Origin of the sequence: Pleurocapsa sp. PCC 7327, assembly GCF_000317025.1 — a bacterium.
Classification (GTDB): domain Bacteria; phylum Cyanobacteriota; class Cyanobacteriia; order Cyanobacteriales; family Microcystaceae; genus Hydrococcus.
On the sequence record NC_019689.1, the window covers coordinates 4,433,153 to 4,448,005 of the forward strand.

At 46.0% G+C, this 14,853-nt stretch carries 16 protein-coding genes; 8 read left to right on the forward strand and 8 right to left on the reverse strand.

The window, feature by feature from the left end:
• Positions 1-45: 45 nt before the first annotated feature.
• Positions 46-651 carry a DUF3177 family protein gene (locus PLE7327_RS19955; RefSeq protein ID WP_015145578.1) on the reverse strand — a complete coding sequence of 202 codons (606 nt, stop codon included), beginning with the start codon at positions 649-651 and terminating at the stop codon, positions 46-48.
• A gap of 144 nt (positions 652-795) precedes the next feature.
• On the reverse strand, positions 796-1,020 hold the full coding sequence (locus PLE7327_RS19960) for a Calvin cycle protein CP12 (protein ID WP_015145579.1): 225 nt from the start codon (positions 1,018-1,020) through the stop codon (positions 796-798).
• Between the two features lie 263 nt (positions 1,021-1,283).
• Between PLE7327_RS19960 and PLE7327_RS19965 the strand changes: the two genes are divergently transcribed.
• Positions 1,284-2,546 (forward strand): FIST N-terminal domain-containing protein, encoded by a 1,263-nt coding sequence (locus PLE7327_RS19965; protein ID WP_015145580.1) that lies wholly within the window; start codon positions 1,284-1,286, stop codon positions 2,544-2,546.
• A gap of 13 nt (positions 2,547-2,559) precedes the next feature.
• Here the strand turns inward: PLE7327_RS19965 and PLE7327_RS19970 are convergent, their stop codons facing one another.
• Positions 2,560-3,141 carry a hypothetical protein gene (locus PLE7327_RS19970; protein ID WP_015145581.1) on the reverse strand — a complete coding sequence of 194 codons (582 nt, stop codon included), beginning with the start codon at positions 3,139-3,141 and terminating at the stop codon, positions 2,560-2,562.
• A gap of 34 nt (positions 3,142-3,175) precedes the next feature.
• Here PLE7327_RS19970 and PLE7327_RS25005 point away from each other — a divergent pair, with 34 nt between their 5' ends.
• From PLE7327_RS25005 to PLE7327_RS19985, 4 genes are all read left to right on the forward strand, one after another.
• Positions 3,176-3,343 (forward strand): hypothetical protein, encoded by a 168-nt coding sequence (locus tag PLE7327_RS25005; protein WP_015145582.1) that lies wholly within the window; start codon positions 3,176-3,178, stop codon positions 3,341-3,343.
• Between the two features lie 12 nt (positions 3,344-3,355).
• Positions 3,356-3,652, forward strand: a complete 297-nt coding sequence (locus PLE7327_RS19975) for a DUF6825 family protein (protein ID WP_015145583.1) — start codon at positions 3,356-3,358, stop codon at positions 3,650-3,652.
• Between the two features lie 194 nt (positions 3,653-3,846).
• Positions 3,847-5,535, forward strand: coding sequence for an ABC1 kinase family protein (locus tag PLE7327_RS19980; protein ID WP_371265307.1), 1,689 nt, complete (start codon positions 3,847-3,849; stop codon positions 5,533-5,535).
• 140 nt (positions 5,536-5,675) lie between these two features.
• Positions 5,676-6,401 carry a Stp1/IreP family PP2C-type Ser/Thr phosphatase gene (locus PLE7327_RS19985; RefSeq protein ID WP_015145585.1) on the forward strand — a complete coding sequence of 242 codons (726 nt, stop codon included), beginning with the start codon at positions 5,676-5,678 and terminating at the stop codon, positions 6,399-6,401.
• A gap of 325 nt (positions 6,402-6,726) precedes the next feature.
• On the opposite strand, the gene PLE7327_RS19990 is transcribed toward PLE7327_RS19985, so the two are convergent.
• Entirely contained in the window at positions 6,727-7,308 is a 582-nt protein-coding gene (locus PLE7327_RS19990) for a thioredoxin family protein (RefSeq protein ID WP_015145586.1), read from the reverse strand.
• 168 nt (positions 7,309-7,476) lie between these two features.
• Here PLE7327_RS19990 and PLE7327_RS19995 point away from each other — a divergent pair, with 168 nt between their 5' ends.
• A complete protein-coding gene (locus PLE7327_RS19995; RefSeq protein ID WP_015145587.1) occupies positions 7,477-7,908 on the forward strand; it encodes a hypothetical protein in 432 nt (143 codons plus the stop codon).
• Positions 7,909-7,974: 66 nt separating this feature from the next.
• Here PLE7327_RS19995 and PLE7327_RS20000 read toward each other — a convergent pair whose 3' ends face one another.
• Both PLE7327_RS20000 and queG read right to left on the reverse strand, forming a co-directional pair.
• Positions 7,975-8,634 (reverse strand): HAD-IA family hydrolase, encoded by a 660-nt coding sequence (locus PLE7327_RS20000; RefSeq protein WP_015145588.1) that lies wholly within the window; start codon positions 8,632-8,634, stop codon positions 7,975-7,977.
• A gap of 147 nt (positions 8,635-8,781) precedes the next feature.
• The gene (queG, locus tag PLE7327_RS20005; RefSeq protein WP_015145589.1) at positions 8,782-9,711 is read right to left on the reverse strand and encodes a tRNA epoxyqueuosine(34) reductase QueG; all 930 of its coding nucleotides are present in this window, start codon (positions 9,709-9,711) and stop codon (positions 8,782-8,784) included.
• A 171-nt stretch (positions 9,712-9,882) separates the two neighbouring features.
• Between queG and PLE7327_RS20010 the strand changes: the two genes are divergently transcribed.
• Both PLE7327_RS20010 and PLE7327_RS20015 read left to right on the forward strand, forming a co-directional pair.
• Positions 9,883-11,148, forward strand: coding sequence for a hypothetical protein (locus tag PLE7327_RS20010; protein WP_015145590.1), 1,266 nt, complete (start codon positions 9,883-9,885; stop codon positions 11,146-11,148).
• A 112-nt stretch (positions 11,149-11,260) separates the two neighbouring features.
• Complete coding sequence (locus PLE7327_RS20015; protein ID WP_015145591.1) at positions 11,261-11,506, forward strand: hypothetical protein; 246 nt, start codon at positions 11,261-11,263, stop codon at positions 11,504-11,506.
• On the opposite strand, the gene recG is transcribed toward PLE7327_RS20015, so the two are convergent.
• A complete protein-coding gene (gene recG / locus PLE7327_RS20020) occupies positions 11,483-13,951 on the reverse strand; it encodes an ATP-dependent DNA helicase RecG (RefSeq protein ID WP_015145592.1) in 2,469 nt (822 codons plus the stop codon). The genes PLE7327_RS20015 and recG overlap by 24 nt on opposite strands.
• 20 nt (positions 13,952-13,971) lie before the next feature.
• Positions 13,972-14,835: a hypothetical protein gene (locus PLE7327_RS20025; protein ID WP_015145593.1), complete on the reverse strand. Its 864-nt coding sequence runs from the start codon at positions 14,833-14,835 to the stop codon at positions 13,972-13,974.
• Positions 14,836-14,853 lie beyond the last annotated feature (18 nt).

Here is a 14,853-nt window from a genome sequence, read left to right on the forward strand (position 1 = left end):
GTTCCCTGGAATATCTCTACAAAGTTTTGAAATCCTGCAAGAATTCTATTGTTCGAGTGCCGATCGCCCTTGTTTGCCCAAGCGAATCAGGAGAAAATAGGCAAAGTAGAGCGTGTAAATAATCAATCCCACCATGCCTAAAAACCCTAAGAATCCCGGCGATGCATTGGGATGAAACCATTCTTTGTACCCCCAAGGTGCTTCTAACCAAACCCAACAAAAGGGAGTGTTGACTGCATATTCTCCGCCCGAAAAAGCACAAGAAAGAAAAGGGAAGCTAGCGATCGCGCCCAGACTAGAATAAATCGTTACTGCCCAGCGCCAGGAAGTCAAGACCAGTTTGAGAAAACTTTGGGGCAAATCTCTAATTTCGTCATTTAAATCGACCCAAAACCAAAGCGAGATGGGAATGAGAATGCGGGCTACCAACCCCGTGATATAGCTTAACGGACAAGACCAAGTAGCGATCGCTAAATAAACAGTAATCATTAGTAAACTCGATACTCGCCAGTAGATAATTAATAGCCGTAAAATCGCATCGGCTTGACGAACTAACGCCCAAATTAGCAAAATAGCGGGCAGGATAACGGTAAATAAAACTGCCAATCGGTAATCCATCCATACCAGGGATCGAAGCCAAGTTTCATCCATCTCTTCTTGCTCGTAAATGAAAATAATCCTAGATTATTTTAAAGACATACTCATGAAAAAAATTAGCAGTGGAAAGATCCTCAAAAGGATTCTCACTGCCGCGAAACAGGAGCCTAAAGCAGTATTCAACTACTAAACATTATCTTAGTCGTCGTAAACGCGACATTCAGCCGCATCGGGATTTTCGTCGCAATACTGTTGAAAAGAAGTTTTCTCAGGGTGTTTTTGACGTTGATGGGCGGCTTCTGCTTGCAATTCTTCAACTGCATCCCATGCAGCGGCACATTCGCTGGAAGTTTCTCCCTCCGTGCTACAAACAGTTCTGGCGTTTTCAATCTCTTGTTCGATTTGGTTTTTGATATCGCTCATGATTCCTCTAAATTCAGTGACTGAATATAGTATAAAAATTGATTGGGGCTGACGGTTTCGATCGTCTACTCAGTAGCGCTGCTGCTCTTTGAGTTTAAACAGTTGTTTATCTCAGTACTATCTTATTTGGTTTTTGCATGCTCAATCGTAGCTCAATGTCTTAAGATTTGACTATAGCTCAAAATATAAGTTTTCTGTTTAAAGAGCAAGATTTTTTGCCGTCCAATCCTGACAATACTAGGCTTTAGTTGTCATCGACACCCATGACCGATCGGATGCAGTGGACAAATGCTTTATCAACTCGTCCCTCTCTAGAAACCGCCATCGCAGAAGTTACTGAGAGGGTTCAACAGTCTTTGTCAGGAAATCCTGATTTAGGAGTGTTTTTCATTTCCTCTGCTTATGCCACTGATTTTCCGCGCGTGATGCCACTAATGCTCGAAAAATTTCCCCTCCCAGTTCTGATTGGCTGTGGTGGCGGTGGTGTTATCGGCACGGACGATCGCTCCCAAACTATCGAAGTAGAAGGCGCTCCCGCTCTTAGCTTCAGTGTAGCACGGTTGCCAGGGGTCGAGATTCATCCGTTTCACGTCTCGGCTGAGGAAATCCCAGATTTAGATAGTTCGCCAGAAGCTTGGGTAGAGTTAATAGGAGTTCCGCCTCAGAAAAACCCTCAGTTTATTTTGCTGTGCGATCCTTTTACCTCAAGAGTCAATGATTTAATAGAGGGGCTGGATTTTGCTTATCCGGGTTCGGTGAAGGTAGGAGGATTGGCTAGCGCCCGAACGATGGGAGTTCAAAGTGCCTTATTTTACCATTCCCCCAACCATTCCAGCCCATCTTTATATCGCGAAGGGACGGTGGGCGTAGCGTTAAGCGGCAACCTGATTCTAGAAACGATTGTGGCGCAAGGATGCCGCCCAATTGGCAAGCCCTATCGCGTGAGTCAGGGAGAGCGCAATATTATCCTGGAGTTGACCGAGATTGAGGATGGCAATGAAGGGATCGCGTCTTCTTCTCGTCCGCCGCTAGAGGTGTTGAGAGACTTACTGCAAACTCTAGACGATAAAGATCGCGAGTTAGCCCAGCATTCGCTATTTATAGGCATTGCTAGGGATGAGTTTAAAGCTCGACTGGGACGAGGAGATTTTTTAATTCGGAATCTGCTAGGAGTAGATCCGAGGAAGGGAGCCATGGCAGTGGGCGATCGCATTCGTCCCGGTCAAAGAGTACAATTTCATTTGCGAGATTCTGAAACCTCTGCTGAAGATCTAGAATTTCTCCTAGAAGCTTATCAAAAAGAAAAAGGAACATCCTCTCCAGGGGCGGGCGCCCTCATGTTTTCTTGTCTGGGACGAGGAGAGGCTCTCTATGGAGTACCTAATTTCGATTCCAAGCTCTTTGGGCGCTATTTGCATGATATTCCTCTGGGAGGTTTTTTCTGCAATGGGGAAATCGGTCCCGTAAGCGGTAGGACGTTTTTACACGGCTATACCTCGGCATTTGCTATTTTACGACAGCCCTAATCGATTTTTCGGACTATTTTTCTTTGGATTCAGACGGTTTTTTCGCCAGATAAATGCTAATCGTCGAGAGAATAGCAATAGACGCGATCGCAACCCCTATCCATTGCCCTTCCTTTTGTTTGTTAGTTGCTGGCTGTGAAGAACTTTTTTGAGAGACAGTTTTTCCAGGAAGAACGGTAACGCTATAAGCTAGCTTAAACGGCTTAAATTTTGCCTCTCCTTTAGGAGTTCCGCCGATCTCTAATTCATAGATTCCCGCTTCCGGAAAGACAATATCTGCCCCAGGAATATTTCGATACCGTTCTGCCGAAATAGCCTTGAGTGGAGGATTGGGAATTGATGAACTTTCTATATCCCTAGATTGAGGACGAACGGTTAACTGACAGTTACACCGATCTAGGGCGATCGGTTCTCCGCCTTGACGAGTTAAGGCAAACCAAGCTCTAGCTGGTTCTCCCGCGCGGGGATTATGATTGGGTTCGATATGAAACGTTGCGCCAACATCGCCATCGGTTTTGATGTTATGTGCTGCAACGGGGCTGATGCAACTGAGAAAAAGAATGCCGCTCAGAATTTTTATCAATTCTTTTGTCATTCGTCCTTTCTCCTTTGTGAGTTGAAAACGGTCAATGGGCGGCGCGATTGCTCGTTTTTATGAGGAGACTTTTACCCGTTGTCAGTATGCTAGCGCGATCGCTACAGTTTTCCTAGGCTTAACTTCTTTTCGGAATTTAGCCTTCCTGCTCGATCCCAGGTTTTTAGAGAAGCAAGATATAATTTGTTACGAAACTGATTAAGAAAGTTTTCCCATGAGCAATCCAGTTCTGCGTGCCTTTTTTTTTGGTAGGGCTTTAGCTGAAGTCCTAAACGAGAAAGTTGAAGAGACTTTTACCAACGCCCTTAGCGAATTGGGCAAATTCGATGCCGAACAGCGAGAGCGCCTGCGCAAATTCGTTGAAGAAGTTCAGGCCAGGGCAGAGCGGGAAGCTGCTCAAGAAAGCACGACAGGAGCAGCAGAGTCTTCTGGAGACTTACAGGAGGAAATCGACGAACTGCGAGCCGAAATCGCTCGCCTGCGGGCAGAAATCAAAAATTTTCGCAGTTAGTTCGCCTTGAAACGCGATCGCGTTATTCCTCAGCCGTGCCCTCAAATTGTTAATTTTTTCTTAAAAATTTTTACAATTTTTGAGATTAACATCATCTCCAGTAAAGATTCACGAAAACAAAACGAGTGTCTGCCCCGTCTCCCAACACTAACAACACCGCTCGGTACTCACCCGATTCTGACTCCAGCAAGCGCATTCTCCAAAACCCATCCCCTAAGAGTGCCTATCGCTGGAATCAAGAAAATTACTCTATCAATCGCCGACGCTTTGATATTTGGCGGTTCATTTTGCTATTGCTGCTCAAACTGTGGCTCAACGGCAAAAAGTGGAGCTATAAGGGCGGGTACGAGGAAGCCAAGCTTTTCCAACGCAGAAAAGTGCAAGCAGCTTGGATTCGAGAAAGCCTGCTGGAGTTGGGACCGACTTTCATTAAAGTCGGTCAGCTCTTCTCGACGCGAGCAGATTTATTCCCCGCCGAATACGTAGAAGAACTCGCCAAACTACAAGACCAAGTTCCCGCCTTTACCTACGAACAAGTGGTCGCGATTGTGGAAGCCGATTTAGGCAAGCCGATGAATAAACTCTTTCGCCATTTCGATCCCGTTCCCATCGCGGCGGCTAGCTTGGGACAAGTTCATAAAGCCCAACTGCATTCCGGGGAAGAAGTGGTCGTCAAAGTCCAGCGTCCCGGTTTGAAAAAGCTATTCACTATCGATCTGGCCATTCTCAAAAAGATTGCCCATTATTTTCAAAATCATCCTAAGTGGGGTAAAGGACGCGATTGGCTGGGAATATATGAGGAGTGCTGCCGCATTCTTTGGCTAGAAACCGACTATCTCAACGAAGGGCGCAACGCTGACACCTTCCGCCGCAACTTTCGCACTCAAAATTGGGTGAAAGTCCCTAAAGTCTACTGGCGTTATACGTCGCCGCGAGTTTTAACGCTCGAATACGTACCTGGGATTAAAATCAGTCACTACGAAGCCCTAGAAGCGGCTGGGCTAGATAGAAAATTACTGGCTAAACTTGGGGCTAAAGCTTATCTGCAACAATTGCTCAATGACGGCTTCTTTCACGCCGATCCCCATCCCGGCAACCTGGCGGTCAGTCCCGACGGAGCGTTGATTTTTTACGACTTCGGTATGATGGGCGAGATTAAGACCAATATCCGCGAAAAATTAATGCAGACCCTGTTTGGCATTGCCGAGAAAAATGCCGATCGCGTAGTGAATTCTTTGATCGATCTGGGAGCATTGGAGCCGACAGGAGATATGAGTTCCGTGCGGCGTTCGATCCAGTTCATGCTGGATAACTTCATGGATAAGCCGTTTGAAGAGCAATCGATCGACCAAATTAGCGAAGATCTTTACGAAATCGCTTACGATCGACCCTTTCGCTTTCCGGCAACGTTTACTTTTGTTATGCGAGCCTTTTCAACTCTAGAAGGCGTGGGCAAAGGGTTAGATCCAGAATTTAACTTTATGGAGGTGGCACAACCATTTGCTATACAGCTTATGAGCAACACAAACGGTAGAAACGGAAGCAATATTTTTGACGAACTGGGACGAGAAGCAGCGCGAGTTGGCAGTACGGCGTTGGGACTGCCCCGACGCATCGAAGATACGATCGAGAAATTAGAACGCGGCGATATTAAAGTTCGGGTGCGCTCTAGCGAATCCGATCGAATTTTGCGACGTTTGAGTGCGCTTCAACTCGGAACTAACTATACTTTACTTATTGGTACCTTCATCTTGTCCGCGACAATTTTATATGTCTATGGCAAAGTACAAGCAGCAATAGCCGTTCTTTTGTTAGCAATAGCTCCCGCTTGGGCATTCTTTCGCCTGCTCAGACGGCTCGATCGCTTAGATCGAATGTTTTAAGGACAACTCTGACAAACAAGCAACAGGAAAATGATAAATTTTAGAGGTTAAACGCAAATCTGGTTTATCATTGAGTATCACTTTCCTAACTATATAATCGATCGACCATATATATTACAGTGTTGGAATCAAGCTTGCCAATGATGAAACGTCGCTTCACGGGTCTTACCGATCCCGGATTGCTGCGCTCAGTCAATCAGGATAATTTCTATCTCGACCCTGAAGGGCGCTTTTTTATAGTCGCTGATGGCATGGGAGGGCATGCTGGCGGACAGGAAGCCAGTCAAATTGCCACTAAGCGAATCGCGGCTTACTTGGACGAACATTGGGATTCCGACATGGCTTCCGACGTTCTCTTAGAAGAGGCATTGAAACAAGCCAATCAAGGCATTCTCGAAGATCAATACGACCATCCCGAACGGGGTGATATGGGAACGACTGCCGTGGTGGTCGCGTTCCGCCAAAACCAACCTTGGTATGCTCATATCGGCGATTCCCGTCTTTACAGATTGCGAGATTCCCAATTAGAGCAGATTAGCGAAGATCATACCTGGGTAGCACGGGCGCTCAAAGTCGGAGACATTTCGCCAGAACAAGCAAAAGTACATCCCTGGCGGCACGTGTTATTCCAATGTCTGGGACGCAAGGATTTACACCAAATGGATATCTATCCTTTGGATGTTAAAGCAGGCGATCGCCTTTTGATGTGCAGCGATGGATTGACAGAAGAAGTCCCTGACGAACTGATTAGCGAAGTCCTTCAGTCGAGCAAGACCTGCGAAGAAGCCGCAACGCAGCTTGTCGAAGCCGCTAAAAAAGCTGGAGGCTCCGATAACATTACCGTAGTGATTATTGTTCAAGACTAGCAAGCTTGTTGCCAAACTCGCCCAATGGTATTGACTTGAGTAGGATTTTAAAGGATGGAATCGCCCTTAATAATTAATTTCCTAGCTGATAGAAAGATAGAAAAAGTCTTCTAAAGAGAACCCGATGGGAATTTCAGTCAATTTTAATCGAGTTGAGCTTTGAGCCTAGAACTAAAATTCTAGGCGTTGATGCCAAAAGTACAAGATGTAAGCTTAAACCAATTACGAAACTTTCTTCTGTCAATACTTTCAAATCGTCCATAAAGACTCATCAGCAAGCTTATGGAAGATTAGGGAATCCTGCGCGACATATACGTTGAAATCTTTAACCATAGTAGGGAGGTTCGTTGCCGCGTTTCCATTTGATGTTGCAACCGATACTGGGTTTTTGGTGAGAATCGACTTCTTTGCCTGCCAGTAGGGCATCGATCGCGGCGCGTAAATCTTTACCCGTCACGGGTATATTGTTGTTAGGGCGGCTGTCATCCAATTGCCCCCTATAAACAAGCTCTCTGTTGGCATCGAACAGGAAAAAGTCTGGCGTACAAGCAGCCGTGTAGGCTTTCGCCGTCTCTTGGCTTTCGTCGTAGCATAGGGGAAAAGTAAAGCCAAGTTCCTCTGCCATAGCTTTGAGGTTTTCGGGAGAATCGTCGGGATAGTTGGCAACATCGTTGGCACTGATGGCAACAATGCCGAGTTTGGTATCGGTGTAGTCTTTGCCAAGCTTGGCTAACTCGTGCTTGACGTGTTGAACAAAAGGACAATGCTGACAAATAAACATCACCAAAAGCGCTTTTTTGTCGGCAAATGTCTCTAGAGAAATCGTCTTGCCCCAGACAACATCCGGTAGCTGGAAATCGGGCGCTTTTGTTCCCAGGGATAACATGGTCGATTCTGTTAATGCCATTGATGCAATTTCCTAATACGCGCTACAGGATATCTATCCTGTTACCTATATTCTCGTACAAATACTAGGATTTATAATCGGAATTCAAGTAGCGATCGCTCTCGACCGATCTTGTACGCATGGTACTAATGTTCTACAATCTGAAGAAGGATTAACACCTCAACGAATATGAAGAAACTGTTAACGTCAGTTCCTGCTCTCCCTTTAGAATCTCAAAATTTTATTGAGACTGACCCTAAAGAACGTATCAAAATTGGTTTAAAACAGTTACAGGCGCAGTCGGAACGGATTAATCTATTATCAGCCGAGTTAGAAAGAGCAATTTTGGAATTTCAGGCGATCGCAACTCAAGTCAACCAAGACAGTCGTTTTGTTAGAGTACAACAGCGTCACGCCGAACGATTTAAAATTTGCGAATATCGTTCGGTTTATCTTCCGATTATTCGCCAAAAATCTGGGGGTCGTTTCGTTGTCGCATCGCGTTCGATAGATTTATCCAAACCTCCCAAACCCCAACAAAAACCCTTTTCGCTGGTACAGAAATTGCGAAGATGGATAACCAGAAAGCCAGCAAGTGCGATCTCTGAAAGTCACGAGTAGTTTTAGTGGCGCTCGCAATAGGAAACTCTTAAAATAATAGATCTAAATTTGATTAGCTCTAGCTGCTTAAAGCGCTTTTCGAGCGACGGTTTGACAAGTCGCGATCGCGCGGACGAGTTCTTGGGGACGATAAATCAAACAATCGGGTTGATGTTGGGCTAAAATCGATGGCGAATTGAATCCCCAACCGACGGCGACTGCCTTGACACGGCTTGTTTTGGCGGCATTGATATCTCTGGTTTCATCTCCAACATAAATGACTTCATCGGGTTGTAAGTTATATTGTCTGAGAATTCGTTCGAGAACTTTATGTTTTCCAAACAAAGAAGCTCCCGAATAAATAAAATCAAACAGCGATTCTAAGTTATTATTTTCTAGAAAAGCGCAGACATTATCCTTTTGATTAGACGTAACAATTCCCAATTGATAACCTTGCTCCTTTAGACAAAATAGAGCGGTTTCCATTCCCGTAACTGGTTTGAGATCTCTAATTTTTTTGCCTAATTCCGTTTTGACTCTTCTCAGGAGAAAGGGAATTTTAATTGCTGCAATCTGCGATCGTTTTATAATCTCTCTAGAACTTAAAGTCTTTAAGATCTCAAGTTCGTCTTGACCTACGGGTTTATAACCAAATTCTCCTGCTAGGCGATTGGTAATTTCAACTAATGCGTCGTGAGTATCTGCAATAGTTCCATCAAAATCAAAAATTATTACTTTAACTGTCATTGTTATTTAGAAGTAGCTACCACGGAGTCGAAAAACTCGATAGTAATGATCTGACGTTTCTGCATTGGGATTGAGAGAAGAAGGTGGCAATTTCCAGCAATTGCTTCTGGATAATTGGCTCTTTAATATTAGATTCTTTAGAATTCCTTATTTATTTAGATTAGCACGAGCATTTCGACGCAACATCGCAGGTTTAATCCTTCGTAACGCTGAGGCTGGAAATCGACGCTCCCACTCTTCATCGCTCATCTCGGCTAATTCCCTAAGTTTTGGTCCGATATTCCAAGGATAAGGCTGAAAATCGGCAATATTCGTCTCTTTCGCAAAACGCTGATTCCACGGACAGACATCTTGACAAATATCGCATCCTGCTATCCAATTAGACAAATGGGAGGCGATCGATGCGGGTAATTCTTCGGCGCGATTCTCAATCGTATGATAAGCAATGCAGCGATTGGCATCCACTACGAAAGGTTTGGCGATCGCACCTGTCGGACAAGCTTCCAGACAGCGAGTACAAGTCCCGCAGTGTTCTGCATGGGGAGTATCGGGTTTTAAGGCTATATTGGTCAAAATTTCGCCTAAAAATACCCAACTACCGTATTCTCTCGTAATTACATTTCCATTTTTGGCAATCCATCCAATTCCCGCCCGTTGCGCCCAAACTTTATCTTGTACGGGACCCGTATCGGCATAATAACGAGTTTGAATGCCTTCTGCTTGCGCTTCCAGCCATTGACTGAAGGCTTTGAGCTTTTTGTGCATTACCTTGTGGTAATCTCTTCCCCAGCCATAGCGAGAAATTTTGCCGTATTCCTTGCCCTCTGGACGTTGATGGGGCGTGTAATAGTTAAGGGCAACGCAAATGACAGATTGTACTTCGCTCATGCAGGCACGAATATCGAAGCGTTTTGAGTTCGCCATCCATGCCATATCCGCATGATATCCTAGAGCCAGCCAAGCTTGCAGGCGGGCAACGGCTGAGTCGTCTGGATCGTTTGCGATCGCAGCAATACCGACTTGATGAAACCCCAAAGACAAGGCTTTTTCTTTAATTTGCAGACTATCGAGTGTCACGGAACGGTTACCAGCGATCGATAGGACGCAACATATTTTCTACTTGAGCCGTCTGCTATCGAATATTTATCGCCTATAGGCGGAGAGAAAAAAACTTTTTTCTAGTCGCTATCTTAGTGCGAATTGGTGGGAATTTGGGAACACTAATTCCGGTAGCTAGAGGTTAAGGATATGTCGCGTCTGAATCAAAAAGCTTGGAAAATTCTACAGGCTGAAGTAGAAAAATGTGCTGCTAACGAAAAATTCGTCCCAGAAGTCGCAAGAGATATCGCGCTCAAGCGCCTAGAAAAGCTGCGCGATCGCGCGGGCAAACCAATTGCCGAAGAAGAATTGCGTCAGTTAACGAGCGATATCTTTCCCAATTTTAGCGAACAAGCCCTCAAAATAGCAGCGCAAGCGAATCGAACCTTCAGTCCTGTAGCCGTTGTGCCCTGGGCAGTGGCAGGTTTGGCGGGTTTGGCAGGGCTAGTTTGGCTGGTCAATTTACCCTCAACTCGCCAACCCGTCGCTAGAACTGCATCGATTCTACTTTTCCCTACCCATGTCGAGATCGATCGAAACTATCGAGAGGCGATCGCTCATCTAGAACAAGCAGAGCAACTCGTCGATCGAGCTGCCAGCAAAAACGATCTACAACTGGGCACACAAAAAGTTCGACAGGCGCAAAAAAATCTCGATGCCTTGCCTGTAGAAGTTTTAGACAACGAACGCCAGCCATCTTGGCAGGTGACGTGGGATGAGATTAGGGCGTTACGCGCTCGGGTTGGGCGCATGAAAACGATAATTTTCCAAGAAAAAAATGCGATCGCTCGACTCGAAACCTTAGAAGCAACGATCCAGCAAGCCAAACAAGCTTATCATCGCTCGTTTATCTTAGCACAAAAGCAAGCAGCCATTCAGACTTGGCAAACAGCTTTAGATGAATTATTTAAACTTCCTCCGGCTACTCTCGCACGAAGGAGGGCAAACGCCAAACTCGATACTTATCAAAGCGACTTTCAACAAGCTTCCAGTTTAGTCGCCCGTAACAACCGCGCCAATACTTTAATCGATACTGCCAAGCAATTTGCCGACCAAGCCGCTCAAACCTGTCAAAATTCTCCCCTTGGCGCAACCCAATGGCACGAATGCGTTAGTCTGTGGGAAGTCGCGATCGCACTGTTAAAAACGGTTGATGAGCGAGAGCCAGGATATCTAGAAACCCAAACTTTACTGGCAACCTATCAAAGCAACTTAGGGAATATCAAGCTTCGACAACAAACAGCCGTAGATTCACCAGAAGTTCGAGCTAAAATTGAACAGTTGCAAGCTTCTCTTGCTGAAGATGTCAACGCTATCGCTCAAAACCAGATTCTCGGTCAACTACAAGAAATCCCCATTTTCCCCAAGGCACCAGAAATGTTGAACTCGGAACCGAACGAGCTTGAGGAGTTTTAGTAACTACAATTTTATGGTCTTGGGCAGTGCGATCCGCGTAGCGCTCCCGTAGGGAATCGCTCGATTTTCGGCAAGCCAGTCGCGATTAAAACACGCAATCTAAGGTACTTTTATGGATGCAGAACGTTATCTCGCCTATCTCGAATTAATCGAATCGCTGCTGGCAGCTTTGGGCGACGAGGAAGCAACCGATATAAGCTTCAAGGTCAATCCAGATTTAATCGATATCGGGTTGGTCGAAGTCATGCGCGGCGTGGCAAGTATGGCAGCAGAGCAAGGTCAACAACATTCTGCCGATTTTCTCACCGGACTCGCGCTGCAACTCGAAGCGTATCTATGTCAAAATATTTCCACCTAACAGCCGTTGATAGCGGATCTCCAACTCTTTTTTGATAGAGGGCATCTCTTTGAGAGTTGGATCTCTCATCATAATCTTTTCTGCCGCATCCCGCGCTAATTCCAACACCTCTCGATCCTCCGCCAAACTCGCCAAGGCAAAATCGGGCAATCCCACCTGACGAGTGCCCAAAATTTCGCCGGGACCGCGAAACCGCAGATCCATCTCGGAGATAAAGAAGCCATCCTGAGACTGTTCTAGTACGCTCAATCGTTGATGGACATCTGGGGTTTTACTGCTACTCATTAATAAGCAGTAGGACTTATGACTGCCGCGACCGACGCGACCCCGCAACTGATGCAACTGGGATAAGCCAAACCGTTCTGCATTTTCGATTAACATCACGGTCGCATTGGGCACGTCTACCCCAACCTCGATGACGGTGGTAGAAACGATAATTTGCGTTTGATTGTCTCTGAATGCATTGAGGGCTGCTTCTTTATCCTGGGAATTCATGCGCCCGTGCAATAGCCCGATTTGAAAGTCGGGAAAGATAGTTTCTCTCAGGCGTTGGTATTCGTCTACGGCGGCGCGAACGTCAAGCTTTTCTGATTCTTCAATGACTGGAAAAATCACGTAGGCTTGTCGTCCTTGGGCAACTTCTCGCCGAATGAGTTCGTACGCTTGGCTGCGTTCTCTTCCCGATAAGACGGTCGTCTGAATCGGTTGCCTTCCTGGAGGCAATTCGTCAATTTGACTCACGTCTAAATCCCCGTGCATGGTCAGCGCTAGCGTTCGGGGAATGGGAGTTGCCGTCATGGAGAGAACATGAGGGGATTGTCCTTTGGATAGCAAACGCGCCCGTTGTTGCACGCCAAAGCGATGTTGTTCGTCAATGACGACTAAACCCAATCTGCGGAAGTTAACGGGGTCTTGTATGAGGGCGTGAGTTCCTATGAGTAAAGGCAATTCTCCCGTTTGCAATTGAGCATGAATTTCCCGACGTTTAGAGACTTTGGTAGATCCGGTGAGGAGTTCTACAGGGAGATGCAGCAAGTTAAACCAACTGACGATTTTGCGGTAATGTTGTTCTGCTAGGACTTCTGTTGGTGCCATCATTGCAGCTTGATAGCCTGATTGAATGGCGGCAAGAATGGCAAAGACGGCAACGATTGTTTTGCCCGAACCTACATCTCCTTGTACTAAGCGATTCATCGGCGTGGAGGAGTTTAAATCGGCGAGAATTTCTCCTATAACACGTTTTTGAGCATTAGTCAAGCTAAAAGGAATGATTTGATTTAATTTCTCGATTAATTGACCAGAAGGGGTAAAAATGGCGCTTTTTTCAGTTTGACGCTGCTGGTGGCGGCGGTGGAGAAATCCTAATTGTAGGTAGAAAAACTCTTCGAACACCAATCGCCGTCGCGCATGACCCAGAATATCTACATCGGTGGGAAAATGAATATTGGCGATCGCATCTTTTAACCCCAGCAATCCATATTGATTCCGCAGACTGACTGGCAAGGGTTCTTTAATTTGACTAATCGCCCCCATCGCCCCAATCACCGCTTTTCTGACGACATCGGCCGTGATGCCTTCAGATAGCGGATAAACGGGCAGTACTCGACCGATTTTCAGCGATTCGATACTCGCTCCCAAACTATCTAGTACTTCAATTTCTGGATCTTCGAGCGTCAAGCCATACTTATTTTTTTTGACCAACCCAGAGGCAGCGACTACCGAACCGAGGGGATATTGTCGTTTTTGATTTTCCTGCCAACCGCGATTGGTAAAGCGAGTTCCAGCAAAAAAACGATTGAGCTTGATTTGTCCGGTTTTATCCCTTATAAGTAGCTCAAAAATCGTTAATTTGCTATTTTTGGGACTGGTAAAGCAGTTACAGCGTCTAACGGTTCCGATGACTGTTACGGTTTCTCCAGCGACGAGATGGGCAATATTGACTTGACGGGCATAATCGATGTGGTCGCGGGGATAGTAAAAGAGAAGATCGCGCACGGTTCGCAAACCGAGACGCTCTTCTAAAGATTTCCCTCTGATGCGTCCTACCTCGGCTAAAGTGCCGATCGGATCGTCGAGACTGACGAAGCAATCGCTAGCTGTTTTACTATTCCCGAGCGCGGGTTTCGTACGAGGAAGTTTGGGTTGAGAGAGTTCGGGTGAAGATTCTAGCGTCTGTCTGAGGTCGTAGAGAAAGCGACGTGCTTCTAGGACGAGCGATTGACGCTGCGCTGGGGGCAGTTGGGGATAGCGGGCAAACCGAAGTGCAAATTCCTGCCAGCGACGGCGTTCCGATCCAGGAGTGCCGACGGGAGGAGCTTGTCCGAAACTCAGGCAGAGAAATTCGCTAAAGCGATATTGATTGCCCGCAAGGTCGGTAAAACCCCGTTGTGCTTCTATCGAAAGCGCTTTTTGCAACCGTACCCAGTCTGGAATTTCAGAATTCATCATCGCTCGTTCATAATTCCTTAATCTTCGTACCAAGTCGCGCGCCATGCTGCTTCAGCTTCGGCGATAGCATATTCACGCTGTAGTTGGCGATATTGTTGCCGAATTTTTTTGAGTTTTTCTAGCCAAGTGCGAACGCGATCGCGTTCGATGTTTAAGGTCGGGTCGGAAAATTCAATCTCTGCAAGTCGCAGATGAATGGCTGTCAGCTTGGTTATTTTGGCATTCTCTTTGGGCGCTGGCGATTCTCGTTCGCCTTCTCGTTCGGTTTCGATTAATAAGCTTAGGAGATTGGGGGAACCGCTCGCCGAGGCAGCGCTTGCTTCAGTTTGCATTGCCATTTCTAGAACTTTTACTGGCACTTGAGCGGGTAAAATTTGGGCTTCTTGCAAATAGAAATTAACTTCTTGAGATAAAGTTTCTAAGGTCTCTTGAATGCCTTGCTCTATTTGTTGGCACCAACGAATTAGGTCTTCTGGATTGGCAATTTTTTCGGATTCTGGCTCTTGTGCTTGGATTTCTGTTTCTGCTGGGGACGATGCTTCCTCGGAAGGCGGCAATAAAAGTTCTTCTGCTTCTAGGGTAGCTACATCGCTAGGATCGCTAGAATGAATGGGAAGATCTAAAAGTGCGAGTAGCTGAAACTGGAGATTTTTTCCTAGTCTTCTCAGATTTTCCTGTAGTTTCTGGCGATCGCTTCCAGATAATTTTAAAAATGATTCTGGATAGACTTGAGTGCAAATCTGATAGCTTGCCAAAATTAACTGTTTTCGGGCTGAATGACCCAATAATTTTAGATATCTGCCATAGAGCGCGCGTAGTTCAACGGCAAGATTAGCAACTTTCTCTTCTATTGTTGCTAGATCTTGCTTGATTTGTTGCATTGCTCTGGCCATATCAAT

Excerpts from the sequence above, each read along its gene's own strand:
- PLE7327_RS20015 (WP_015145591.1), top strand. The coding sequence starts at position 11,261 with ATGGATGCAGAACGTTATCTCGCCTATCTCGAATTAATCGAATCGCTG.
- PLE7327_RS20010 (WP_015145590.1), top strand. The coding sequence starts at position 9,883 with ATGTCGCGTCTGAATCAAAAAGCTTGGAAAATTCTACAGGCTGAAGTA.
- PLE7327_RS19965 (WP_015145580.1), top strand. The coding sequence starts at position 1,284 with ATGACCGATCGGATGCAGTGGACAAATGCTTTATCAACTCGTCCCTCT.
- PLE7327_RS19975 (WP_015145583.1), top strand. The coding sequence starts at position 3,356 with ATGAGCAATCCAGTTCTGCGTGCCTTTTTTTTTGGTAGGGCTTTAGCT.
- PLE7327_RS19985 (WP_015145585.1), top strand. The coding sequence starts at position 5,676 with ATGATGAAACGTCGCTTCACGGGTCTTACCGATCCCGGATTGCTGCGC.
- PLE7327_RS25005 (WP_015145582.1), top strand. The coding sequence starts at position 3,176 with ATGGGCGGCGCGATTGCTCGTTTTTATGAGGAGACTTTTACCCGTTGT.
- PLE7327_RS19990 (WP_015145586.1), bottom strand. The coding sequence starts at position 7,308 with ATGGCATTAACAGAATCGACCATGTTATCCCTGGGAACAAAAGCGCCC.
- PLE7327_RS20025 (WP_015145593.1), bottom strand. The coding sequence starts at position 14,835 with ATGCAACAAATCAAGCAAGATCTAGCAACAATAGAAGAGAAAGTTGCT.
- recG (WP_015145592.1), bottom strand. The coding sequence starts at position 13,951 with ATGAATTCTGAAATTCCAGACTGGGTACGGTTGCAAAAAGCGCTTTCG.
- PLE7327_RS19970 (WP_015145581.1), bottom strand. The coding sequence starts at position 3,141 with ATGACAAAAGAATTGATAAAAATTCTGAGCGGCATTCTTTTTCTCAGT.
- PLE7327_RS20000 (WP_015145588.1), bottom strand. The coding sequence starts at position 8,634 with ATGACAGTTAAAGTAATAATTTTTGATTTTGATGGAACTATTGCAGAT.
- PLE7327_RS19955 (WP_015145578.1), bottom strand. The coding sequence starts at position 651 with ATGGATGAAACTTGGCTTCGATCCCTGGTATGGATGGATTACCGATTG.
- PLE7327_RS19995 (WP_015145587.1), top strand. The coding sequence starts at position 7,477 with ATGAAGAAACTGTTAACGTCAGTTCCTGCTCTCCCTTTAGAATCTCAA.
- PLE7327_RS19960 (WP_015145579.1), bottom strand. The coding sequence starts at position 1,020 with ATGAGCGATATCAAAAACCAAATCGAACAAGAGATTGAAAACGCCAGA.